At 69.5% G+C, this 21,834-nt stretch carries 22 protein-coding genes; 10 read left to right on the forward strand and 12 right to left on the reverse strand.

Features of this window, described 5'->3' with window-relative positions; all coding sequences use genetic code 11:
• The 6 genes from AC1HC7_RS03340 to AC1HC7_RS03365 all read left to right on the forward strand — a co-directional run.
• The coding region (locus AC1HC7_RS03340) for a murein hydrolase activator EnvC family protein (RefSeq protein ID WP_479498688.1) at window positions 1–556 on the forward strand (556 nt) is incomplete at its 5' end.
• Window positions 557–570: 14 nt separating this feature from the next.
• A complete protein-coding gene (locus AC1HC7_RS03345) occupies window positions 571–1,890 on the forward strand; it encodes a S41 family peptidase (protein WP_479495827.1) in 1,320 nt (439 codons plus the stop codon).
• Between the two features lie 7 nt (window positions 1,891–1,897).
• A complete protein-coding gene (locus tag AC1HC7_RS03350) occupies window positions 1,898–2,392 on the forward strand; it encodes an RNA pyrophosphohydrolase (RefSeq protein ID WP_479495826.1) in 495 nt (164 codons plus the stop codon).
• Window positions 2,393–2,486: 94 nt separating this feature from the next.
• Window positions 2,487–5,027, forward strand: a complete 2,541-nt coding sequence (locus AC1HC7_RS03355; RefSeq protein ID WP_479498689.1) for an ABC transporter transmembrane domain-containing protein — start codon at window positions 2,487–2,489, stop codon at window positions 5,025–5,027.
• Between the two features lie 82 nt (window positions 5,028–5,109).
• Window positions 5,110–5,571, forward strand: a complete 462-nt coding sequence (locus tag AC1HC7_RS03360; RefSeq protein WP_479495824.1) for a cyclic nucleotide-binding domain-containing protein — start codon at window positions 5,110–5,112, stop codon at window positions 5,569–5,571.
• A complete protein-coding gene (locus AC1HC7_RS03365; RefSeq protein WP_479495823.1) occupies window positions 5,568–6,620 on the forward strand; it encodes an MBL fold metallo-hydrolase in 1,053 nt (350 codons plus the stop codon). Before AC1HC7_RS03360 ends, AC1HC7_RS03365 begins: the two co-directional genes overlap by 4 nt.
• Window positions 6,621–6,726: 106 nt before the next feature.
• Here the strand turns inward: AC1HC7_RS03365 and AC1HC7_RS03370 are convergent, their stop codons facing one another.
• From AC1HC7_RS03370 to AC1HC7_RS03400, 7 genes are all read right to left on the reverse strand, one after another.
• Window positions 6,727–8,172, reverse strand: a complete 1,446-nt coding sequence (locus AC1HC7_RS03370; protein WP_479495822.1) for an aldehyde dehydrogenase family protein — start codon at window positions 8,170–8,172, stop codon at window positions 6,727–6,729.
• Window positions 8,169–9,779 carry an ABC transporter ATP-binding protein gene (locus tag AC1HC7_RS03375; RefSeq protein ID WP_479498690.1) on the reverse strand — a complete coding sequence of 537 codons (1,611 nt, stop codon included), beginning with the start codon at window positions 9,777–9,779 and terminating at the stop codon, window positions 8,169–8,171. Before AC1HC7_RS03375 ends, AC1HC7_RS03370 begins: the two co-directional genes overlap by 4 nt.
• Window positions 9,776–10,594, reverse strand: a complete 819-nt coding sequence (locus AC1HC7_RS03380) for an ABC transporter permease (protein WP_479495820.1) — start codon at window positions 10,592–10,594, stop codon at window positions 9,776–9,778. The genes AC1HC7_RS03375 and AC1HC7_RS03380 overlap by 4 nt, the downstream gene beginning before the upstream one ends.
• On the reverse strand, window positions 10,591–11,541 hold the full coding sequence (locus tag AC1HC7_RS03385; protein ID WP_479495819.1) for an ABC transporter permease: 951 nt from the start codon (window positions 11,539–11,541) through the stop codon (window positions 10,591–10,593). The genes AC1HC7_RS03380 and AC1HC7_RS03385 overlap by 4 nt, the downstream gene beginning before the upstream one ends.
• A complete protein-coding gene (locus AC1HC7_RS03390) occupies window positions 11,541–12,026 on the reverse strand; it encodes a GNAT family N-acetyltransferase (protein WP_479495818.1) in 486 nt (161 codons plus the stop codon). The genes AC1HC7_RS03385 and AC1HC7_RS03390 overlap by 1 nt, the downstream gene beginning before the upstream one ends.
• 115 nt (window positions 12,027–12,141) lie before the next feature.
• Window positions 12,142–13,614, reverse strand: a complete 1,473-nt coding sequence (locus AC1HC7_RS03395) for an ABC transporter substrate-binding protein (RefSeq protein WP_479495817.1) — start codon at window positions 13,612–13,614, stop codon at window positions 12,142–12,144.
• A gap of 56 nt (window positions 13,615–13,670) precedes the next feature.
• Window positions 13,671–14,933 carry an acetylornithine deacetylase/succinyl-diaminopimelate desuccinylase family protein gene (locus tag AC1HC7_RS03400; protein ID WP_479495847.1) on the reverse strand — a complete coding sequence of 421 codons (1,263 nt, stop codon included), beginning with the start codon at window positions 14,931–14,933 and terminating at the stop codon, window positions 13,671–13,673.
• 93 nt (window positions 14,934–15,026) lie between these two features.
• Here AC1HC7_RS03400 and AC1HC7_RS03405 point away from each other — a divergent pair, with 93 nt between their 5' ends.
• Both AC1HC7_RS03405 and dapB read left to right on the forward strand, forming a co-directional pair.
• A complete protein-coding gene (locus AC1HC7_RS03405) occupies window positions 15,027–15,596 on the forward strand; it encodes a helix-turn-helix transcriptional regulator (RefSeq protein ID WP_479495816.1) in 570 nt (189 codons plus the stop codon).
• Window positions 15,597–15,679: 83 nt separating this feature from the next.
• On the forward strand, window positions 15,680–16,486 hold the full coding sequence (gene dapB, locus AC1HC7_RS03410) for a 4-hydroxy-tetrahydrodipicolinate reductase (RefSeq protein ID WP_479495815.1): 807 nt from the start codon (window positions 15,680–15,682) through the stop codon (window positions 16,484–16,486).
• A 31-nt stretch (window positions 16,487–16,517) separates the two neighbouring features.
• Here the strand turns inward: dapB and AC1HC7_RS03415 are convergent, their stop codons facing one another.
• From AC1HC7_RS03415 to AC1HC7_RS03425, 3 genes are all read right to left on the reverse strand, one after another.
• Window positions 16,518–17,198: a Smr/MutS family protein gene (locus AC1HC7_RS03415; protein WP_479495814.1), complete on the reverse strand. Its 681-nt coding sequence runs from the start codon at window positions 17,196–17,198 to the stop codon at window positions 16,518–16,520.
• Window positions 17,199–17,208: 10 nt separating this feature from the next.
• Window positions 17,209–17,982, reverse strand: a complete 774-nt coding sequence (locus tag AC1HC7_RS03420; RefSeq protein ID WP_479495813.1) for an MltA domain-containing protein — start codon at window positions 17,980–17,982, stop codon at window positions 17,209–17,211.
• 317 nt (window positions 17,983–18,299) lie between these two features.
• Complete coding sequence (locus AC1HC7_RS03425) at window positions 18,300–18,968, reverse strand: Tim44/TimA family putative adaptor protein (RefSeq protein WP_479495812.1); 669 nt, start codon at window positions 18,966–18,968, stop codon at window positions 18,300–18,302.
• A 181-nt stretch (window positions 18,969–19,149) separates the two neighbouring features.
• On the opposite strand from AC1HC7_RS03425, the gene AC1HC7_RS03430 reads away from it, so the two are divergent.
• Complete coding sequence (locus AC1HC7_RS03430) at window positions 19,150–19,731, forward strand: FxsA family protein (RefSeq protein WP_479498691.1); 582 nt, start codon at window positions 19,150–19,152, stop codon at window positions 19,729–19,731.
• A 194-nt stretch (window positions 19,732–19,925) separates the two neighbouring features.
• Window positions 19,926–20,408, forward strand: a complete 483-nt coding sequence (secB, locus tag AC1HC7_RS03435) for a protein-export chaperone SecB (protein ID WP_479495810.1) — start codon at window positions 19,926–19,928, stop codon at window positions 20,406–20,408.
• A gap of 86 nt (window positions 20,409–20,494) precedes the next feature.
• Here secB and dnaQ read toward each other — a convergent pair whose 3' ends face one another.
• Window positions 20,495–21,193, reverse strand: coding sequence for a DNA polymerase III subunit epsilon (gene dnaQ / locus AC1HC7_RS03440; protein WP_479495809.1), 699 nt, complete (start codon window positions 21,191–21,193; stop codon window positions 20,495–20,497).
• Window positions 21,186–21,833 (reverse strand): dephospho-CoA kinase, encoded by a 648-nt coding sequence (coaE, locus tag AC1HC7_RS03445; protein WP_479495808.1) that lies wholly within the window; start codon window positions 21,831–21,833, stop codon window positions 21,186–21,188. The genes dnaQ and coaE overlap by 8 nt, the downstream gene beginning before the upstream one ends.
• Window position 21,834: the final 1 nt, after the last annotated feature.

A 21,834-nucleotide genomic window follows, 5' to 3' on the forward strand; every position in this document is an offset into this window, starting at 1 on the left:
GCTCGCCGCCGCCCCGACCGCCCCGACCGCCCCGCGCGCCCCGCGCGCCCCGACCGACAGGCCGCCGACGCCGACGCCGACGCCGAACGCCCCCGCCTACGGCGCCCTGACGCCGCCGGTGGTCGGGGTGCTGACCCGGGCCTTCGGCGCCCCCGACGCGGCCGGGCGCCCCGGCGTCGGCGTCACCCTCACCGCCCCCGCCTATGCGCAGGTCTCGGCCCCCTTCGCCGCCACCATTCGCTTCGCCGGGCCGCTGGAGGGCTACGGCAACGTGGTGATTCTCGAACCCGCGCCCGGGCGCCTGCTGGTGCTCGCCGGGCTGGCGCGCATCGACCGCGCCGTCGGCGAAACCGTGCTCCCCGGCGAGCCGCTCGGTCAATTGGGCGAGATCGAGCCGGGCGCGGCTGAGTTTTTGATTGAAGCCCCCGGCTCCGGCGGGGCAATGTCGGACGCAATGTCCGAAGAAACGCTCTATACAGAGAAATCGCTCTATATGGAGGTCAGAGAGGACGGCGCGCTTGTCGATCCGGCCTCGTGGTTCGCATTTGCGCAGTGAAGGGTTCCGACCGCATGAAGAAACTAGCCATCGCAGCGTCCATCGGCGCTATCGCCGGCGTTCTCGCCACCAGTCAGGTCGCGGCCCCGCTTCTGGCGCAGGAAAGCGACGCGCGCACCACCTATGAATATCTCGACCTGTTCGGCGACATCTTCGAACGCGTCCGCAGCGTCTATGTGGAGGAAGTGGACGAGAAAAAGCTGATCGAGAGCGCCATCAACGGCATGCTCACCTCGCTCGACCCCCATTCCAGCTACATGCCCCCCGACGCCTTCGAGGACATGCGGGTGCAGACCAAGGGCGAATTCGGCGGCCTCGGCATCGAAGTCACCATGGAGAACGGCTTCGTCAAGGTGGTGTCCCCGATCGACGACACCCCGGCGGCCGAGGCCGGGATCGAGGCGGGCGACTTCATCACCCAGATCGACGGCGAAAGCGTGCTGGGCCTGACGCTTGCCGACGCGGTGGACAAGATGCGCGGGCCGGTGGGCTCCGACATCATCGTCACCATCGCCCGCGAGGGCGCGGAAGAACCCTTCGACGTCACCATCACCCGCGCGGTGATCAAGATCCGCGCCGCCAGGGCGCGGGTCGAGGGCGACGTGGGGGTGCTGCGCGTCACCACCTTCAACGAACAGACCTATGACAACCTCAAGGCCGGCATCGCCAAGATCAAGGAAGACCTGGACGGCGCCGAGAACGTCAAGGGCTACGTGCTCGACCTGCGCAACAACCCCGGCGGGCTGCTCAACCAGGCGATCGCGGTGTCCGACGCGTTTCTCGACAAGGGCGAAATCGTCTCCACCCGCGGCCGCGACCCGCAGGAAAGCGACCGCTACAACGCCGAGCCGGGCGACCTCACCGACGGCAAGCCGCTGGTGGTGCTGATCAACGGCGGCTCCGCCTCGGCCTCGGAGATCGTCGCGGGGGCGCTGCAGGATCACCGCCGCGCCATCATCCTCGGGTCGAAAAGCTTCGGCAAGGGATCGGTGCAGACCATCATGCCGCTGTCGGGCAAGGGCGCGATCCGCCTGACCACGGCGCGCTACTACACGCCCTCGGGGCGCTCGATCCAGGCGCTGGGCATCGAGCCCGACGTGCTGATCGCCCAGCGCAAGCTGGCCGAGGAGGACGCCGACGCGCCGCGCCGCCGCAGCGAGGCGGATCTGCGCGGCTCGCTCTCCAACGACAGCCTCACCGAAGACGAGCGCAAGCAGCTGGAGGAGGAGCGCGCCCGCCACGAGGCCACCGCCAAGCTGCGTCAGGAGGACCTGCAGCTGGCCTATGCGCTGGACCTGCTCACCGGGCTCTCGGTCTACAACGACGCGAAGTGAGGCCGCGATGCCGGACCTGACCGACGCGCAGATCGCCGCGCTGCCCTACCGCCCCTGCGTGGGTCTGGTGATCCTGAACAAGGCCAACCAGATCTTCGTGGGCCGGCGGCTGGACTATCGCGGCGACGCCTGGCAGATGCCCCAGGGCGGCGTTGACGAGGGCGAGGCGCCGCTCGACGCGGCGCTGCGCGAGATGGGCGAGGAAACCGGCATCGCCCGCGACCGGGTGGCGCTGCTGGCCGAAAGCCGGCGCTGGATTCCCTATGACCTGCCCAGGGCGCTGGTGCCCAAGCTGTGGAAAGGCCGCTACAAGGGCCAGAACCAGCGCTGGTTCGCCTTCCGCTTCCTCGGCGACGATTCCGAGATCGACATCGCCACCGAGATCCCCGAATTCGGCGAATGGGGCTGGTCGGACCGCGACGACGTCATCGCCCGGATCGTGCCGTTCAAGCGCGAAACCTACCGGCTGGTGCTCGACGAATTCGCGCATCTGTTCGACTGAGCCCCGGCGCCGCCCCGGCGCAACTCTTGCCTTCCCAATCCAGCGCAATTCGTCAATGATTGCCGATGCGAACGATCGGGGATGATCTGGCCGGATGGCGGACAAGCTGACCACTTTCGCCTGGCGGCATTCCAAGCGGGACCAGGTCATCATTCTGGCGCTGACCCTCAGCAGCTTTCCGCTGATCTGGATCATGCTCGAACTGCCCAAGATGATCATCAACGACGCCATCGACGGCGAGGATTTTCCGCGCGACGTGCTGGGGCTGGAACTGGAGCAGGTGCAATACCTGCTGGCGCTGTGCGGGGCCTATCTGGCGGCGGTCGGCGTCAACAACGCCATGAAATTCCTGCTCAACCTGCGCCGCGGCGTCACCGGCGAACGCATGCTGCGGCGCATGCGCTACGACCTGTTCCGGCGGGTGATGTCGCGCCCGCTGTCGCGCCTCAAGACCACCAGCCCCGGCGAGACCGTGCAGATGATCTCAGCCGAACTGTCGCCGATCGGCGATTTCATCGGCGCGATCTTCGCCACGCCGATCATGCAGGGCGGCTCGTTTCTGGTCTATCTGGGCTTCATCATGGTGCAGAATCCGCTGATCGGGGCGGCGGCGCTGATGCTCTACCCGGTGCAGGCCTGGCTGATCCCCAAGCTGCAGGCGAAGGTGGTGGAGGGGATCCGCGCCCGCCTGCACAACATCCGCGCCATGGCCCGCGAGATCAACGAAAGCATCGACGGCGCCGTCGAAATCCGCGCCCTGCGCACGCGGCGCTGGCACATGGCGGTGATCTCGCGGCGGCTCTACGACAACTTCGTGATCCGGCGGCGGATCTTCGTGCTCAAATTCCTCATCAAATTCGTGAACAACGTCGCCAATCACGTGACGCCGTTCTTCATCTTCCTGATCGGCGGCTATTTCGTCATCCAGGGGCGGCTCGATCTCGGCGCCCTGACTGCGGTGCTGATCGCCTACAAGGATCTCGCTTCGCCCTGGAAGCAGCTGCTGCGCTACTATCAGGACTTTTCGGACATGAACGCGCGCTATCAGGACCTGCAGGACCAGTTCCGCGACGACGTCATCACCGACGGCCAACCCGACACGGCGCCTGTCGGACCCGACGCGCTGGCGCTGCAGGGCGCGCATATCGACGGGTTCGCGCATCCCGTGACCTGCGCCGCGCCGCGCGGCGGGATCACCGCCGTCTACGCCGCCAACGACGCCCAGCGCATGGCGCTGCTGCAGGGGCTGGCGGGGCTTGACGACCTCGTCGAAGGGACCTGGAGCGCGGCGCAGCCCAAGCTCTACCGCGCCGTGGCCATGGCCACGATTGACGGGCGGGTTTTCACCGGCTCGTTCCGCTCCAACCTGCTGCGCGGGCTGCAATTCCGCCCGGTGACCGACGCGAACGACCCCGAGGCCCCGCTGCGCCGGCGCGAAGCCGCGCTCACCGGCGCGCCGCCCGACGATACCGAGGGCGACTGGATCGACCCGGTCGACGCCGGGTATCGCGACATGGCCGAGGTGGAGGATCGCATGCTCGACCTCGTGGACAAGCTGGGCCTGGATGACGACCTCTACGTGATCGGGCTGGGCAGCCGCGCGGACCCGGCGCGCCACCCCGATCTGGCCGCGACGCTGCTGACCCTGCGCCGCAAGATCGCGGCCTCCGAAGAACTTGGCGAAATGCGCGAGGATTTCATCGACGTGTGGCGACGCGATCGCTTCAACCCCAACGGGCTGATCAGCGAGAACCTGTTTTTCGCCCGCCCGGCGGATCCGGCGCTGGGCTGGGCCGATTTCGCCGCCGATCCCGCGATCTACGCCCTCATCAAATCGGCGGGGCTGCGCGACACGCTGGTCGATATCGGCGCGGATCTGTGCGAAACCCTGATCAGCCTGTTCGAGGGCGTCGCCGGAGACAGCGACCTGCTGCGCGAATACGGGCTGTTCCCGAAATCCGAGATCCCGGCGATCGAGGCCATGCTGCGCAAGGCCCGGCGGCGCGGCGCGGCGCGGCTGAACCGGCGCGAGGCCCAGCGCATGATCGCCATCGCCTTCGACTATTGCCCGGCGCGCTACCGCCTGTCGGTGGTGCGCGCCCGCCAGCGCGAGGCGGCGCTGGTCGCGGCGCGCCCGAAGATGCTGGCGGCGCTGGCCGGCGACGACAGGTTCGCGGCCTTTGACGACTCCCGCTACGTGGCCCCGTTCTCGATTTCCGAGAACCTGTTCTTCGGACCGGTGAAACTTGAACGCCGCGACAGCTGGCGCCCGTTCAAGGCCCGCATCGACGCGCTGGCGCAGGAAACCGGGCTGCGCGAACAGGTGCTGCGGCTGGGGCTCGACCAGCCGGTGGGCGACGGCGGGGCCACGCTGAACGCGGTGCAGCGGCGCAAGCTGGCGCTGGGGCGGGGCCTGATGAAAAACCCCGGCGCGCTTGTGATCGACGGCATCGCCGACACCGGCGCGGACAAGGACCGCGCCCTGCGCGCGATGCTGTTCGACGAACTTCGCGGCGGCGCGCTGGTCTATGGCGTGCAGCTGCCCGCGGCGGCGGCGGGCGCGGATCACGTGATCTGGATCGGCGACCACGGGGGCGGGGTGCAACAGGGTTCTCCTGAATCATTCACGCCTTGACGTGGAGAAAGGAGAGGACCGATACTCGCCCCGGGGATTTTCCGCGTGGCGCCGGTCTGGTGCGCTCCTGGGGAAGAGGTTGATGAAATTTGAAACCGAAGTTGCGGCGTTGCAACGGACACCCATGTTTCAGGGCGTCGACGCCTCCCGCTTGAGGCTGCTGGCCTTCATGGGCGAGGATCGCAGTTTTCGCGATGGTGAATTCGTGGTCCGTCAGGGCGACAACAGCTACAGCGCCTATCTCATTCTCGAAGGCGAGGCGGATGTGATCGTCGAGGTGGACGGGCGCGCCTCCACCGTCGCGCATCTGGGCCATTCCGAGGTGTTCGGCGAAATGGCCATGCTGTGCGAAACCCCGCGCACCGCCTCGGTGCGCGCCAGCGGCGATCTGCGCACCCTGATGTTCGAACGCGAGGGCATGCTGCGGCTGCTGCGCGAATTCCCGGAAATGGCCATCGAGATGTCGCGCTCGCTGGCGCATCGGCTGGAACGCACCACCAGCGAACTGGCGAGGCTGCGGGTCGCGGGCGGCGACCGGGCGTGACCGACGCGGCCAGCGCCCCCGGCTCCGGCCCGCCGCGCGCGGGGGACTCCGATGACCTGCCCGCCGCATTCCGCCCGACGGCCGGGCGGAACGGCGCCGACAAGGCCGGGCGTCGCCGGACCAACGGGCGCGACCCCACGGACGAAACCGCGGAATCGCCAGGAACCCTGCTTACCATCTGGGGCGCGGGCGGGTCGGCCCCGACCGGCGATCCGCGCCGCGCCGGGTTCGGCGGCGACACCATCTGCTTCGAAATCCGCCGGCTGGCGCCGGGCGCGATTCCGCTGGTGGTGGATCTGGGATCGGGCGCCGCCGGGCTGGGCGCCGATCTGGCGGCGCGCGCCATCGCTTCGGGGCGGCGGGTGGAGATCGACGTGCTGATCAGCCATCTGCACCTGGATCACGTGATCGGCGTGCCGTTCTTTTCGCCCCTTTACTGCCCCGAGGCCACGGTGCGGCTGCATTGCGGGGTGACCGCGAACGCCCGGGATCTGCAGCGGCGGCTGACCACGCTGGCCTCGCCGCCCTTCTGCCCGGTGCGACCGCTGCAGATGGGCGCCGCGACCTTCAGCCAGTTCGCCCCGGACGGCGGGTTTTCGCTCGCCGCGTTCGAGATCCGCGCCGTGCCGCTCAACCACCCCGGCGGCTGCTGCGGATTCCGCATCGCCGGACCCGACGGAACGGTGTTCATCGCCGGAGACCACGAACATGGCGACCCGGCGATCGACGCGCGGCTGCGCGACGCGGCGGCGGAGGCGACGGTGCTGCTTTACGACGGCGCCTATGACGACGAGGATTACCACCATTACGAGGGCTGGGGGCATTCCACCTGGCAGAAAGGCGCCGAGATCGGGGCCGCGACCGGGGCAAGGCGCACGCTGATCTATCACCACCAGCCCGAAAACGACGACGCCCAGCTCGCCGCGCGGGACTCGAAGCTGCGCGCCCGCCTGCCCTCGGCGTCGCTGGCGCGCCAGAACATGCGCGTGCTGCTGCGCGACGGCGTCGCCGAGATCCTGCCTGCGGAAGCGTCGCTCGCCGCACCCTGACGCCTGCGCCCTGCATCGGCCAATGGCGGATCGGGATCCGCCCTACGCAAGACCCGGGATCGGCGCCCGGAAATCCCGCGCCGGCCCGGGGTCGCCCGCAGGCGTTTCAGCCGTGCAGGGCGGCGACGGTTTTCAGGGTCGAGAACCCGTAGAGCGCCGCAAAGCCTTTCTCGCGGCCATGGCCGGACTTGCCGCGCCCCCCGAAAGGCAGTTCGACCCCGCCCCCGGCCCCGTAATTGTTGATGAACACCTGCCCCGCGCGCAGCGATTTCGCCAGCCGCATCTGGCGCGCGCCGTCCCGCGTCCAGACCCCGGCCACCAGCCCGTAATCGGTGCCGTTGGCGATGGCGACGGCTTCGGCCTCGTCGTCGAAGGGGATCACCACCTGCACCGGGCCGAATATTTCCTCCTGCGCCAGCTTGTGATCGCCGGACGCCCCGGCGATCAGCACCGGGGCCACATAGGCGCCGCCCCTGGGCGCGTCATCGACGATGCGCCCGCGCGCCACGATGTTCAGATCGGCGGCGGCGTCGAGATAGCGGGTGACGATGGCCTTCTGGCGCCCCGAGATCAGCGGCCCCACATCCGGGTCCGACATGGCCGGGCCGACGCTGAGGATGCGGTATTTTTCGGCCATGCGCGCCACCAGCCGATCATGGATCGCGCGATGCGCCAGGATGCGCGAGGCCGCCGAACAGGTCTGCCCGGCGTTCTGGATCCCCGCATTGACAAGAAACGGCAGCGCCGCATCGAGATCCGCGTCCTCGAACACCAGCTGCGGCGATTTCCCGCCCAGTTCCAGCGTCACCGGAATGACGTTGCGCGCCGCCGCGCCCTGCACCAGCGTGCCGGTGGCCACCGAGCCGGTGAAGCTGAGATGGTCCACGCCGGGATGCGAGGACAGGGCGGCGCCCGCCTCCTCGCCGGTTCCCGGCACGAGGTTCAGCGCCCCCGCCGGCAGCCCGGCTTCTTGGGCGATGCGCGCAAAGGCGATGGCGGTCAGGCAGGCTTCTTCGGCGGGCTTCAGCACCGCCGCGTTGCCCATGGCCAGCGCCGCGCCCACCGAGCGCCCGATGATCTGCATGGGGTAGTTCCACGGGATGATGTGGCCGGTGACCCCGTGCGGTTCGCGCAGGGTGTAGACCGTGTAGCCGTCGAGATAGGGGATGGTCTCGCCATGGATCTTGTCGCAGGCGCCGCCATAGAATTCCATGTAGCGGGCCAGCGCCAGCGCATCGGCGCGCGCCTGTTTCAGCGGCTTGCCCACGTCGCGGGCCTCGAGCTCCGCCAGGTATTCGACGCAATCGCCCACCAGCCGCCCGATGCGGGTGAGGATGCGGCCCCGGTCAACCGCCGTCATCCGCCCCCATTCGCCATCCAGCGCCGCGCGCGCCGCATCCACCGCGTCGCCCACGTCACCGGCGGAGGCGCGCGACACCTCGCACAGGTTGAGCCCGGTCGAAGGGTCGGTGAGCACCATCATCCGATCCGCCCGGCGCCAGACGCCGCCGATCAGCATTTCATGGGGTTCGACGGGGAGGGGGTCGGTCATAGGGATGGGCTCCGTGCGGTTTCGGCGCGCGTCTGAAGCGCGCGTTCAAGGTCTGGCGTCGCCTCAAGCAGCGTGCGCGTGTAGGGGTGCTGGGGCATCGAAAAGACCCGCTCGGTGGGGCCTTCCTCGACGATCTTGCCCGACTGCATCACCAGCACCCGGTCGGTGATGGCGCGCACCACATGCAGGTCGTGGCTGATGAACAGGTAGCTCACGTCGAGCCGGTCCGACAGATCCGCCAGCAAATCAAGGATCTGCGCGCGGATCGACACGTCGAGCGCCGACACCGCCTCGTCCAGCACCACCAGCTTGGGTTCGGTGATCAGCGCGCGGGCGATGGCGATGCGCTGGCGCTGGCCGCCGGAGAATTCATGGGGGTAGCGGTCGGCGGCGTTCGCCGACAGGCCGACGCGTTCCAGCATCAATTCCACCCGCGCGCGGCGTTCGGCCTTGTCCGGCGGCGGGTGCATCAGGTGGAAGGGCTCGGCGACCAGCCTTTCGACCCGCCAGCGCGGATTGAAGGATCCGTAGGGGTCCTGAAACACCACCTGCGCGTTGCGCCGCAGATCGTCGAGCCCCGGCGCCCCGGGATGGAACGGTTGATCCCCGAGCAGCACCCGGCCCGCCTGCGCGCCCTCCAGCGCCAGAATGGCCCGGGTCAGGGTGGATTTTCCGCAGCCGGATTCGCCCACCAGCCCGACGTTTTCGCCAGACCGGATCGACAGGCTCACCCGGTCCACGGCGCGGAAATGCTCCTGCTTGCGGAACAGCTTTCGCGGCATGGGGTAGTCGCGCACCAGGTCTTCGACCCGCAAGACCTCCGCCCCCGGTTCGCGTCCGTGGCGCGAGGGCTGATGGGTCGAGGCCGCGAACAGCGCCTTGGTGTAGGGGTGGCGCATGTTGCGAAACAGGTCCACGGTCTCGCCGGCCTCCACCACCTCGCCGGTCTTCATGATGGCGATGGCGTCGGCGATGTCGGCGACCACCGCGAGGTCATGGGTGATCATCATCAGCCCGGCCCCGTCTTCGCGCGCCAGCCGCTTCAGCAGGTCGAGGATCCGCGCCTGCGTGGTGACGTCGAGCGCGGTGGTGGGTTCGTCGGCGATCAGCAGCCGCGGGCGCAGGGCCACGGCCATGGCGATCACCACCCTTTGCCGCTGGCCGCCCGACAAATCATGCGGGTAGCGCGACAGCGGGAATTGCGCGGCGGGCAGGCCGACGCGCTCCAACGCCTCGCGCGCGCTGGATTCAGGGTCGCGGTCATCGGTGTGGATGCGGATCACCTCGGCCACCTGGCGGCCGATGGTCTGCACCGGGTTGAGCGCGGTCATGGGTTCCTGAAACACCATGCCGATGCTGGCCCCGCGCAGCGCGCACATGGCCGGTTCCGGCTTTTGCAGCAGATCCTCGCCGTCGAGCAGGACGCGCCCCGAGACCTCGCCCTCGGGCGCCAGCCGCATCACCGACAGCGCGGTCATGGATTTGCCCGAGCCGCTTTCGCCGACCACGCCCAGCACCTGCCCGGACTCGATCCGCATGGACACCTCGCGCAGGATCGGCGCGCCCCTGATGGAATAGCTGAGGTTTTCGATGCTGAGCAGGGTCATCGGGATCTCCGCAAGCGCGGGTCGAGCATGTCGCGCAGCCCGTCGCCCAGCAGGTTGAGCCCCAGCACCGTGAACACGATGGCGAGGCCGGGGAATATGGCGAACCAGGGGGCGACGTAGATCATGGTCTGGGCCTCGTTCAGCAGCCGCCCCCAGGACGGGATCGGCGGCTGCGCGCCGAGGCCCACATAGCTGAGCCCCGCCTCGGCCAGAATGCCCAGCGAAAACTGGATGGTGCCCTGCACGATCAGCATGTTGAGCAGGTTGGGCAGGATGTGCTCGACCGAGATCCGCGTCGCGCTCTTGCCCGCCACCTGCGCCGCGAAGATGTATTCGCGGGTCCACAGCGACAACGCCGCGCCCCGCGTCAGCCGCGCGAACACGGGGATGTTGAAGATGCCGATGGCGATGATGGCGTTGACCGCGCCGGGGCCGAGCGCGGCGGTGATCATGATCGCCAGCAGCAGCGACGGAAACGCGAAGATCAGGTCGTTGCCGCGCATCACCAGTTCATCGAGCCAGCCGCCGCGCCGCGCCGCCGCCAGCAGACCCAGCGGCACCCCGGCGATCATGCCGACCCCGACCGCCACCAGCGCCACGGCGATCGAGGTGCGCGCCCCCACCATCACCATGGAAAAGATGTCGCGCCCGAAATGGTCGGTGCCGAACCAGTATTCGCCCGAGGGCGGCTTCAGCCGCGCGGCGATGATCAGCTTGGTGACGTCGAACGGCGTCCAGACCAGCGACACCAGCGCGGCGGCCAGAAACGCCAGCGTCAAAGCGGCGCCCAGGATCAGCGAGGGCGAGGCTTTCATCGCTTGCCCTCGCGCAATCGCGGATCCACGGCGGCATAGGCCAGATCCACCAGCAGCGTCACCACCACCACCGCGAAGACCAGCAGCACCACCACGGATTTCACCACGATCAGGTCGCGCTGCACGATGCCCTGAAACACCAGCCGCCCGAGGCCGGGCAGGAAGAACACGTTCTCGATGATGATCGCGCCGGCCATCAGAAAGCTGAACTGCATGCCGATGATGGTCAGCACCGGGATCATGGCGTTGCGCAGCGCATGGCGCCACAACGCCTGCGAGGCGCTCAGCCCCTTGGCCCGCGCGGTGCGGATGTAGTCTTCGTCCATGGTGTCGAGCAGCGCCGATCGCATCACCCGCGTCAGGATCGCCGCCTGGGGCAGCGCCAGCGCCACCGCGGGCAGCGTCAGGGCCTTCATGGCCGGGACGACCCCGCCGTCCCAACCCGGGAAGCCGCCGGCGGAAAACCATTGCAGCACCGTGGAAAACAGCATCACCAGCAGCATCGCGAACCAGAAATTCGGCATGGCGATGCCGATCTGCGTGGCCCCGAGCACGCTGACATCGCTGGCGGTCCCGCGCCGCGCCGCCGCCAGCACCCCCGCCGGGATGGCGATCACCGTGGACAGGGTCAGCGCGTAGAGCGTCAGCGGCAGGGAAATCCACATGCGCTCGCCGATCAGCTCGGACACCGGGGTGCGGTAGGTGTAGCTGACGCCGAAATCCCCCGCCGCCAGCCCGGCGACCCAATGCAGATAGCGCGTCAGCGGCGGGCCGCCGAGGCCCAGTTCCCGGCGCAGCGCCTCCACCGCCTCGTCGCTGGCGTTCAGCCCCATCATGGTCAGCGCCGGATCGCCGGGCACCACCTCGATCAGCAGAAAAATGGCGATGGTGGCGGCGAACATGGTCAGCCCGAGCGTGAACACGCGCCGGATCAGGAACGCCCCCATCAATCCAGGTCGTCGAAGGCGCGCGCATAGGCGAGCGGCCCGGCGCCGCTCAGCGCCTCCGGTTTCAGGTTCATCGCCATGAATTGCGGCCCGGCGAAGGCGGTTTCATAGCCCCGCGCCAGCGCGGTCTCGAACCCGAAGCGGGTGTAATAGGCCGGATCGCCAAGCACGAACACCGCGCCCCAGCCGGCCTCATGGGCGCGCTCCAGCGCCTCGCGCACCAGCGCCACGCCCAGCCCGGCGCGCTGGCGCCCGGGGGCCACGGACACCGGGGCAAGGCCCAGCGCCCCGGCCGGGCTGCGCATCCGCGACAGCATCACATGGCCGAAGACCTCGCCGCCCTCCTCGGCGACCAGCGCGATCTCGGCGTCGCCGTCGCGGCGCAGGGCGGCGACCAGATCCGCCTCGTCGGGCTGGCCGAAGGCGGCCTCGACCACCGCGCGAACGGCGGCGAAATCGGCGTCGGTTTCCGGGCGCAGCCGCATGTTGGGGTCTCCGCGTTGGCTGTCGGGCTTTTGCAGGGCGGGCGGCGCGGGGATCGCGCCGCCCGTCCGGCGGTCAGACCGGGGCGCAGGCGCGCGCCCCGGCATGGATCGCGCGTCACCGGTCCCAGTAAACCCCGGTCAGGTCGTTGGCCTGGGTCGGGGCGTTCACCCACAGGCCCTTCAGGTCCTTGTTCCAGATGCCGATGGTGGCGAGCTGGAACAGGTAGCCGTTGACCGCGTCCTCGGCGATGATCCGCTGCGCCTCGCCCAGCATCTTGTCGCGCGCCTCGGGGTCGGTCTCGGCGTTGAGATCGACCATCAGCTGCTGGAACACCGGGTTGTCATACTGGAAATAGTAGTCCGGCCGGGCGTAGATGCCGATATCCATGGGCTCGGTGTGGCTGACGATGGTCAGGTCGAAATCCTTGGCCTTGAACACCTGCTTGAGCCATTGCGCCCATTCCACGTTCTCGATGGTCAGGTCGATGCCCACGTCGCGCAGCTGCGCGGCGATGATCTCGCCCCCGCGCCGCGCGTAGGACGGCGGCGGCAGCTTCAGCGTCGCCTTGAACCCGTCGGGATGCCCGGCCTCGGCCAGCAGCGCCTTCGCCTTGGCCGGATCATGCGGATACAGCCCGGTCAGGTCCACATAGGCCGGGTTGTGGGGCGCGAAATGCGTGCCGATCGGCGTGCCGACCCCGAACATGGCGCCGTCGATGATCGCCTGCCGGTCGATCGCGTAGGCCATGGCGCGTCGCACCCGCACATCGTCGAAAGGCGGGCGCTTGTTGTTGGTGGACAGGATGGTCTCGCCCTCGGTGGAGCCATAGGCCACGGTGAACCGCGGATCCGCCTGGAACTGCGGCGCGGTCTCGGGCGAGGGATAGCCCGGGAACGCGTCGATGTCCCCGCCCAGCAGCGCCGCCATCGCCGCCGTCGGGTCGGCGATGAACTTGAACGTGGCGCTGTCGAGCTTCGCCGGCTCGCCCCAGTAATCGGGGTTCTTCACGATGGTGACGCTGTCGCCCTTGGCCCATTTCGAAAACTTGAACGGCCCGGTGCCCACCGGGTGGGTGGCGGCGTCGGCGATGGTCTCCGGGGCGACGATCACCGCATCCCCCCAGCCCATGTTGAACAGGAAATTGCCGGTGGGCCGCTTCAGGGTGATCTTCACCGTCGCCGGGTCCACGACCTCGACGCTGTCGATGGGTTCGAACAGGCCCTTTTGCGCGTTGGTCGAATCCTCGGCCATGGCCCGGTCGAAGGAAAACTTCACGTCATCGGCGTTGAAATCCGTGCCGTCATGGAACTTCGCCCCGGTGGCGAGCGCGAAGGTGTAGACCAGCCCGTCGGGCGAGATCGTCCAGGACCGCGCCAGCGCCGGGGCCACCGACCCGTCGCTGACGATGCGCGTCAGGCCCTCGAAGATGTTGGCGTAGACCACGCCGTCAATGGCCGCCGCCGCCCCGCCCGTGGGGTCGAGATTGGGCGGTTCAAGCTGCATGCCGAGCGTCAGGTCGTTGCCGGCGGCCTGCGCCGCGCCGGCCATCAGCGCGACGGCGGCGACGGTCTTCAGGAAATGTCTCATGGCTAGTCTCCCTGTCATGCGGCGGATCTCGCGCCCGGCCGCAATGAAACCTCTCGTCAGGTTCCGGTGCGAAGCAGCCGCCAGGCTGCCATGGCCATCACTTTCGCGGAGGCGACGAGATCCTCGATGTCCACATATTCGTCGGGTTGATGCGCAAGGTCCAGCACTCCCGGCCCGTAGGCGATGCAATCGCGCACCCCGCCGATCTGGTCGAAATGCTTCTGGTCATAGGTGCCGGGAGAACAGACGATCTCGGGCTCGCGCCCCAGCATGTCGCGAATCGCCGCCGCGGTCGCCTGCGTCGCCGGCCCGGCGGCGTCGGTCATGGTCGGGCGCACCTCGAACAGATCGCGCAGTTCATATCGAAACCCGCGTTTGCGGGCCACGCGGTCCAGCAGCGCCCGCATCTCGGCCTTCACCTCGTCGAGGTTCTCCTCGGCGATCACCCGACGGTCGAACACCAGCCGCGCCCGGTCGGGCACGTTGGGCGCCAGAAACCCGTCGGCGCCCTCCGCCTGCCCGCCATGCAGCGACGCGATGTTGATCGAGGCGCGCCTGGCCGGTTCCGGCACCACCGGCGCGGCGGTGACGCGCTGTTCGATCATCGGGATCAGCTCGGTCTCCAGCGCGTGCAGCACCGCGCCCATGTGACGCGCCGCGCAATCGCCCAGAAACGGCATGGACCCGTGGGCGATGCGGCCGAACACCTCGATTTCGCCCCACCAGACGCCGCGATGACCGATGCAGACCCGATGCGGCGAGAACGGCTCCGGTATGATCACGTGATCCTGCCTGTCGGCGGCGAAGACCCCCTGCTTCGCCAGCCAGGCGGCGCCGCCGAAACCGCCGGTTTCCTCGTCGGCGACGCCGGACAGCTCGATGCGCCCTGACCAGCCGCCGATATCCGCCAGCGTCGCGGCGGCGATCATCGAGGCCGCCAGCCCGCCCTTCATGTCGCAGGTCCCGCGCCCGTATATGCGCCCGTCGCGGATTTCGGCGCCGAAGGGGTCCGTCGTCCAGCCCTCGCCCGCCGGCACCACGTCGTAATGGGAATTGAAATGCACGCAGGGACCGATGCCGACCGCGCGCCGCGCGATCACGTTGATCCGCGGATAGCGATCGCTGTCGGCCAGCGCGCCTTTCGCGCGGATGGTCTCGATGTCAAAGCCATGCGCCGCCAGATGGCCGCCGACGATGCGCGCGCATTGGGCGTAATGATCCCCGGGCGGGTTCACCGAGGGCGCGCGCACCAGATCCTGCGTCAACGCCGTCAGCGCGCCGCGCCGCGCGTCGATCTCCGCCGCGATGCGCCGCCGCATTTCCCGAGCTTGCACTTGTCTCTCCGTCATGGTCCCTGATGGGCCAGTATCGCCGCAGCGACGCGGCGCGCTCAATATCGTGGAAATACGGACATGTCGGCCCCCAAACCCGGATCGCTGTCGGAACAGGCCTTCGATCTGGCCCCCGTGGGCATCGCGGTGGCGGAGCGGCGGATCATCCGCGCCTGCAACCTCACCTTCGCGCAGATGTTCGACTACCCGCGCGAGGCGCTGATCGGCGCGTCGTTTCGCATGCTCTACCCCTCGGCGGCGGAATTCGACCAGGTGCGCGACATCGGCATCAGCGCGTTGCGGGAAACCGGGCGCTATTGCGACGAACGCATCATGGCGCGGCGCGGCGGCGGGCTGTTCTGGTGCCGCTTTCGCGCCACCACCCCCAATCCCGAAGACCCCCTCAGCCGCGCGGTGCTGAGCTTCGCCGAATTGTCCGAATTCCGCCCCGCCACCGGCCTCGCCCCGCGCGAACGCCAGATCGTCATGCATCTGGCCGAAGGGCGCACCAGCAAGGACATCGCCCTGCTGCTGGGCATCTCGCCGCGCACGGTGGAAACCTACCGCGCCCGGCTGCTGAAGAAATTCAAGGCGGCGAACGTGGCGGAACTGCTGGCGCTGCTGTCGGGCATGCCGGCGCTGACCCGCTAGGCGCGCGGCGGCGGGTCGGCCGCTATGCAGGGCGCGCGACGCGCGCTATCAAGCCCAGGATCGCGAATTGCAGGAGAACCCCCATGTCACTGATCCCCGTCACCGTCACCGGCTGTTCCGGCCGCATGGGCCGGATGCTGGTCCGCGCGGTGATCGAAAACCCTGAAACCGAGCTGACCGGCGCCACCGAGCGCCCCGGGCATGACTGGATCGGCCGCGATCTGGGCGCGGCGCTGGGCGGCGCGCCCATGGGCGTCAGCGTTGAGTCCGACCCGCTGGAGGCCTTCGCCCGCGCCGCCGCGGTGCTGGATTTCACCTCGCCCGCGGCGACGCTCGCCCATTCGGAGCTGGCGGCGCAGGCGCGCTGCGTGCATGTGATCGGCACCACCGGCTTTGACGCGGACGGGCTCGCCATGCTCGCCGCCGCCGCCCGCCACGCGGTGATCGTGCGCGCGGGCAACATGTCGCTCGGGGTCAATCTGCTGGCGGTTCTGACCCGGCAGGTGGCCGCGGCGCTGGGCGAGGATTTCGACATCGAGATCGTCGAGATGCACCACAACCGCAAGGTCGACGCGCCCTCGGGCACCGCGCTGATGCTGGGCGAGGCGGCGGCGGCGGGGCGGGGCGTGTCGCTCGACGCGGCATCCGAGCGCGGCCGCGACGGCGTCACCGGCGCGCGGCGCCCCGGGGCCATCGGCTTCGCGTCGCTGCGCGGCGGCGACGTGGTGGGCGAACATGACGTGATCTTCTCCGGCGCCGGCGAACGGCTGGTGCTGCGCCACATCGCCACCGATCGCATGCTGTTCGCGCGCGGCGCGCTGAAGGCGGCGATCTGGGGGCAGGGCAGAAAGCCGGGCGAATATTCGATGCGTGACGTGCTGGGGCTGTAATCCGGGCGCCTGCGGGGCCAATGGCCGAAACCTATCGAAACCGCTTGAGATAGACGTAGAGCGCGCCCTCGCCGCCATGGCGGATATGGGCCTGAAACACCCCGACGATCATCGGCTTCAGCGGCGCCGTGGCCAGCCAGCGCGGAACCGAATGCTTCAGCACCCCGGCCCGGTCCGGCATGAACGGGGCCGCGCCGGGATCGCGGTCGCCGCGCCCGCCCTTGCCGGTGATCACCAGCACGCAGCGCAAGCCCCGCGCATGGGTGGCGCGGATGAAACCGTTCAGCGCCGCATGGGCGCACTCGGCGGTCATGCCGTGCAGATCCAGCCGCGCCTCGGGCTTGCGCATGCCCCGGCGCAGTTTTTGCGCCGTGCGCCGATCCAGTCCCGGGGCGTTGGGGCCAAGCGCGTCGATCAGCCCCGGGGCGCGTTCGACCCGGACGCCGGGGCGCGAGGCCGGGGCCGAGGGGCCGTGCGGGCGCTGGATGACCGGTTTCGCCGCGACGGGGGGCGCCGGCGCCCTTGCCGCTCCGGGTTTCGCCGACTCCCGTCCGGGCGGCGATTTGGGCTTTGGATCAGGCGCTGATCTGGGCGGTGATTTCGGTGGCGCGTCGGCCAGCCCCGGGCGCAGCGCCCGCGCGCCGCTGGTCACGCGCGCCCACAGCGCGGCCTCCTCGCCGGTCAGCCCCCGGGGTTTGCGTCTGCGCGCCACGCCGATCGCCTTATCGCGCCGGAAACAGGCGGTCCGCCGCCGCGCGCGGGATCAGCGCCACCAGCCGGCCGCGCGCCTTCATGCGCCCCGCGGCCGCGCCCGCCGACGCGCCCGAGCCGAAAAACAGGTCCGCGCGCTGCGCCCCCTTGATCGCCGCGCCGGTGTCCTGGGCCACCATCAGGCGGCGCAGCGCCCCCAGCGGGGTCTCGGTCTCCAGCCAGATCGGCGCCCCCAGCGGCGCGAAAGCCGGGTCCACGGCGATCGAGCGCATGGCGCGCAGCGGCGCGCCCAGCGCCCCCGCCGGGCCGTCATCGGGCGCAAGTTCCCGCGCCTCGCGAAAGAAGATGTAGGACGGGTTGCGGTTCAGCATCGCCAGCCCGCGCGCCGGGTCGGCGCGCACCCAGGCGCGGATCCCCTGCGCCGTCCGCCCGCCGGGCGGGCGGATGCCCTCGCGTTTCATGATCTTGCCGATGGAGCGATAGGGATGGGCGTTGCGCCCGGCGTAACCCACCCGCAGCACCTCGCCATCGGGCAGGACAATGCGCCCCGAGCCCTGCACATGCAGGAAAAACACCTCCACCGGGTCCGTGAGATAGGCGATCTCCAGCCCCAGCCCGTCAAGCCCGCCGGCGGCGATCTGCGCCCGGGTCAGGGGCGAACGTCCCGCGCCTGGCGGCGGGCGCAGGATCGGATGCTGGAAGTCGCCGCCGCGCGCCCGGGCGCCCCGCAGTTCCGGCTCGAAATACCCGGTAATCAGCGACCGCCGCCCGGCGCCGATGCGCACCGGCGCGAATTCGGCCTCGAAAAAGGCCCGCGCGTCGCCCGGTTTCACGGCCCGCGCGCAGGGCGGCGCCCAGTCCGCCGGTGAAAGATCAAGCGCCGCGTGCCCGGCGCCGATCCGGTCGCAGGTGGCGGCGAAGGCGGCGCGGGCGGCGGCGAGGTCGTCCCCGCCCCAGCCCGGCAGATCGGCGAATCGCAGCAAGGTCAGCTTCGGCGCGCCGCCCGTCCCGCCTGCCGCCAGACCCGGCGCGGCGGCCAGGCTCAGCATCAGCGCGGCGCCAAGCGCGAGGATCGGCCTTGCGCCATCTCTGGCGCGCCGGATCATCCGCCCGTGGCGGTCAGCACCCAGTTGGGATCGCCCGAGCCCATCTTGCGGCTGAAGGTCCAGAGGTCGGTCTGACGGCGCACCTCGTTGGGGTCGCCCTCGACGATGTCATGATCGGCGTTGCGCACCACTGAAATCAGTTCGCCCACGAAGCGGATCTCCACATCGGCCTCGCTGGTGTCTTCCGAGAACATGGCCGAAAAGATCTTCGCCTCGCGCACCCCGACGAATCGCGCCTCGACGCTCAGCCCCTTGGCGGCGCGCTCTTCGATGGCGGCGGCGAAGCTTTCGTAGACGTCGTCGGACAGCAGCGGGCGCAGGGTGCGGGTGTCGCCGTTCTCATAGGCCATGAGGATCATCTCGTAGGCTCGCTTGGCGCCTTCCAGAAAGGCCGAGGGCGAGAAGCTCGGCTCCGCCTCGGTCATGCGACGCAGCGCGGCCCCGGTCTCGCTGTCGATGTCGGTGACGCGGGCGATGTCTTCGGCCACTTCGGCGCCGCCCTTGATGACCTCGAATTCGCGGCTGGGGCCCGCTGTGGCGGCGGGCTTGCGCGGCGTGGTCGGGTCCTCGAACCCGGTGCGCTGGCCCAGCACGTTCTTCAGGCGCATGAACACGAAGACCGCAATCACGGCTAGGATGAGAAGTTCGATCATGGCGCTGTTCATCATCAGGTTTCCGGTTGGTCGGTCCGGATCCAGGCTCCGGTGAAAGCATCGTTCTGGCGCAAGAACAGCGCCGGCGTTGGCGCGTGGCGCCCATAGTGGCTATGTAAGGACTGCGACGGCGCGAGTCCAACGACCTGAGCGCATCCGTCGCGCAGTGGCAAGACAAGGATAGCACGAGAACATGTGGTTGTTCGCACTTCTGGTCGGGGTCCCGATCATCGAGATCGCCCTTTTCATCCAGGTTGGCGGGTTTCTGGGTCTGTGGCCGACGCTGGGAATCGTCGTGCTGACGGCGATCATCGGCGCGAATCTGCTGCGGCTGCAGGGGCGCGGGGCGCTGATCGACCTGCAAAGCAGCCTTGGCGGGCGCGGCGATCCGGCCAGGGCGCTGGCCCATGGGGCGATGATTCTGGTGGCCGGCGTGCTGCTGCTGACCCCGGGCTTCTTCACCGACGCGGTGGGCTTCGCGCTGCTGCTGCCGCCGGTGCGCGCGGCGCTGATCCTGTGGGGGGCGCGGCGCATGGCCGGGCGGGTCAACGCCGAAATCCGCATGACCGGGTTTTCCGCGGGTCCCGGCCCCGGCCCAGAACCGCGCCCGGAACCGCGCCCGGGGCCGCGCTCGGGGCCGCGCCAGACTCCGCGGGATCCTGGCGGCGAGGTCATCGACGGCGAATTCACCGAACTGCGCGATGACGGTCCCGCGGACGGCGACGCCCCGCGCAGCCGCAAAGCCCGGCCCAGCGGCTGGACCCGCCCGGATTGAGCGGAGCGCGAAGGACCGGGGCCCGAGCGGGCTGAAATCCGACCGCCCGACCCGGGACCGCCCGACCCGCCCGACCCGGCGTTTCCCCAGCGCCGCCCCCGCCCCCGGCCCGAAAAATCCGCCGCATTGCTCGCGCCGGCCGGAGGTGATAGCCATCGCCGGGAAACCGATCTTTCCAACGGAGCGCATCTCAAATGGCCGACACCGCCCAGCCTCAAACCCAGCCGCAGGTCTCCATCCTGTCGCAATTCACCCGCGATCTGTCCTTCGAGAACGCCGCGGCGCAGAATCAGGTCAACGCGCAGGTCAATCCCGACATCAAGGTCGGGGTCAATCTTGACGCCAAGGCCCGCGGCGAGGACCGCTACGAGGTGATCCTGAAGATCACCGCCAAGGCCACCGCCGATGACACGACCCTGTTCCTGGCCGAGCTCGAATACGCCGGCATCTTCCAGATCAAGAACGTGCCCCAGGAACAGCTGCACCCGTTCCTGCTGATCGAATGCCCCCGCCAGCTGTTCCCCTTCGCGCGGCGCATCATCGCCGACGTGACCCGCGACGGCGGCTTCCCGCCGCTTATGCTCGACATGGTGGATTTCGTCGCCATCTACCGGCAGGAACTGGAACGCCGCCAGGCCGAAAAGCCGGCCCAGAACGGCAACGGCGCCACCGCCTGAATCGCTTGCCTTGATCACGCGCTTTCGGGGGCCACGCGCCGCGTCCCGATCGGCCGCCCTTCGGGGCGGCCGTTTGCGTTGCGGGGTCAGTCGTCCTTGGTCCACAGCGCCGCGTCGCCCATCTCGGCGATGAAATCGGCATGGGCGGCGCGCTCCGCCTCGGTCAGCAGCGGGGCCAGCGGGGTCGGGCGCGGCGGCGGCGTCCAGTCCTCGCCTCCCGCCGCCGCGCGCCCGCCCGCGATCGCGCCGAGCGCGAAATCCGGCTGCCGTCCGCCCAGCAGTTCCAGATACACCTCGGCCAGCAATTCGCTGTCGAGCAGCGCGCCGTGCTTCTCGCGCCCCGAATTGTCGATGCCGAAACGCCGGCACAGCCCGTCCAGCGAATTGTTGGCCCCCGGAAACCGCTTGCGCGCGATGGCCAGCGTGTCGATGGCCTGATCCATGGGCAGCGGCGCCAGCCCCATCCACTCCAGTTCGGCATTGATGAAACGCATGTCGAACCTGGCGTTGTGAATCACCAGTCTGGCGTCGCCGATGAAATCAAGGAACGCCTGCCCGATCCGGTCGAACAGCGGCTTGTCGCTGAGGAATTGCTGCGAAATGCCGTGGACGTTGAACGCCTCCTCGGGCATCGAGCGCATGGGGTTGACGTATTGGTGATACACGCGGTCGGTGGCCAGGTGGTTGTCCAGTTCGATGGCGCCGATCTCGACGATGCGGTGGCGCCCGTCGGGATCGAAGGGGTTGATGCCGGTGGTTTCGGTGTCGAGCACGATTTCACGCATCGGAACGGCTCTCCCCTGCGAAATTCCGCTCGGACATGCGCCCTGCGTCCATGGCGGCCAGGATTTCGCGCACCCGCGCGCGCGCCGCGTCCAGCCCGGCGCCGGTGTCGATGACGAAATCGGCGCGGGCGCGTTTTTGCGCGTCGGGCATCTGCTTGCCGAGGATGGTCGCCAGGGTCGCCTCGGTCATGCCCGGGCGGGCCAGCACCCGGGCGCGCTGGGTTTCGGGCGGGGCGCTGACCACGATCACCGCGTCGAACGCCGCCTCGCCGCCGGTCTCGAACAGCAGCGGCACGTCGCACAGCGCACGCGCGGCGCCCCCGGCGCGGGCGCGGTCCAGAAACCGGGCGCGGTCCTGCGCCACCAGCGGGTGGATCACGGTCTCGATTCGCCCGATCAGCGCCGGATCGCCGGTGACCCGGGCGCGCAGCGCGGCGCGCTCCACCAGCGGTCCCCCGGGGCCGTCGGTCAGGCAATCGGGCGCCAGCGCGGCGATCGCCGCCACGCCTGCGCCGCCGGGCCGGTAAAGCCGCGCCACGGCGGCGTCGGCGTCCCAGACCGCGAGGCCTTCATCGGCGAACATTTGCGCGATGGTGGATTTTCCCATGCCGATGGAGCCGGTGAGCCCAAGCACCTGCACC

Source organism: Oceanicella sp. (assembly GCF_056449545.1).